The sequence below is a fragment of the Candidatus Competibacter denitrificans Run_A_D11 genome, from assembly GCF_001051235.1.
GTDB classification, from domain to species: domain Bacteria; phylum Pseudomonadota; class Gammaproteobacteria; order Competibacterales; family Competibacteraceae; genus Competibacter_A; species Competibacter_A denitrificans.
Window position 1 is genome coordinate 1 of the sequence record NZ_CBTJ020000016.1, and the last position, 1337, is coordinate 1337.

The 1337-nt window shown below is 50.6% G+C and carries 3 protein-coding genes; 1 reads left to right on the plus strand and 2 read right to left on the minus strand.

Annotated elements, in window-relative coordinates:
• Together BN873_RS01820 and BN873_RS19250 are read right to left on the minus strand one after the other, a co-directional pair.
• A partial coding sequence (locus BN873_RS01820) for a DNA-binding protein (protein ID WP_048670271.1) occupies positions 1–555 on the minus strand: 555 nt, incomplete at its 3' end.
• Positions 552–794 carry a helix-turn-helix domain-containing protein gene (locus tag BN873_RS19250; RefSeq protein WP_082161037.1) on the minus strand — a complete coding sequence of 81 codons (243 nt, stop codon included), beginning with the start codon at positions 792–794 and terminating at the stop codon, positions 552–554. The genes BN873_RS19250 and BN873_RS01820, both read right to left, overlap by 4 nt.
• Positions 795–934: 140 nt before the next feature.
• Between BN873_RS19250 and BN873_RS01825 the strand changes: the two genes are divergently transcribed.
• Positions 935–1337: helix-turn-helix domain-containing protein (locus BN873_RS01825; RefSeq protein ID WP_139031629.1), on the plus strand; the 403-nt coding region annotated here is incomplete at its 3' end.

Genomic DNA, 1337 nt, shown 5'->3' on the forward strand with positions numbered 1-1337 from the left:
CAACCGCGCTAATCCTTCGCGCTGGCATTGCTTTCGCCAGCGAGTGAGTTTGTCGCTGGAGAGAATGGGAATGAGATCGCGCGCGGAACTGGCGATTTCGCCTTTATTCCAAGCAATGGCAAAGGCCGCTTTGTGATATTTGCCGCCGAATTTGCAATGAGAGGCATTTTCTTGCGCACAATACCGCTCGAATTGGCGCAAAACCTCTAATCGGGTATCCATGCGAAGGCGCGCTTTGCCGTCTAGGGCGGCTGCTTTGGCGTCGCCTTCGGCGCGTGTCCTCGCTAATTGATCGGCATTGAGGGTAGCGAGCGGGTTTTTTTGGTGAACCGGCAGAGGAGTCTGGGTAAGGAGAGTGCGGGCGCTATCCTTTAAAAGGACGAGGCGAGTAGCTTCCGGGAGGCTGTCAAAGGCGTATTCGAGTCCTTTGCCAAAGGCGCGCTTTCTAAAATTCCACCCTGCTTTCTTGGCTTGCCGAATGATGGCGCTAACCGTTTTAGGTATTCCAGGCAAATTAGAAGACGCCAACTCCTGCGCTGTATACCATGCTTTCATGATGACTTATCCTGATAGCGGCCTGGCCAGATTTCCTCTGGTGGAACCCCGATAGCGTCGGCGATTAATCGTTCGCCCTTGGGCCAAGGGCGCCGCAAAGCGACTGAGAGCGTTGTTGGTTTGTATCCAAGGGCTTGACTTAATTTGCGTAGCGACCAGCCCGCTTTACGGAGAGCAGCCACAACATCAGCGTTATGCCAGTCGCTGGGGTGGTCTAGATTGCGCTTTTTTCTCTTCATGACGTAATGTTAATGCGCTTTTTAAAGATCGGTCAAGCTTTATTTAGCGCGTCACTTTCTGGTCATTTTCATGGTGGAGAAAGTGACGCATTAGAGAGGATGTATGTGGAAACAAAACCTATATAAATTAAAAAAAATCAATGAAATATAGAGAATCTGACCAAGAAAAGGGCGCGTCACTTTCTGGTCATTTTCATGGTGGAGAAAGTGACGAGTTTAAAGATCGCTTAAGATTAGTGATCGGAAAAGAGAGCGTGCGCTCTTTTGCGGGCAGGGTGGGGGTATCGCCTACGGTGGTGCGCCATTATGTAATCGGCAAGAGCCTACCTACTTTGGACAACCTGATTGCTTTAACCAAAGCTGCGAAGATCAACCTCCTCTGGCTAGCTACCGGCGAAGGGCCGCAGAAAGAGCAAGAAGATAGGAAAGATCAGCAGGTTAGTACGCCAGTGCTTGATATAAAGACGCTTCGACTGGCCATAGAAACGGTCGAACAAGCCTTCAGCGAGAAAGGGGTGACGATGGACCCTGATAAGAAGGCGG

Bases quoted from the DNA above. Each gene is read 5' to 3' on its own strand.
- BN873_RS19250 (WP_082161037.1), bottom strand. From the start codon at position 794: ATGAAGAGAAAAAAGCGCAATCTAGACCACCCCAGCGACTGGCATAAC.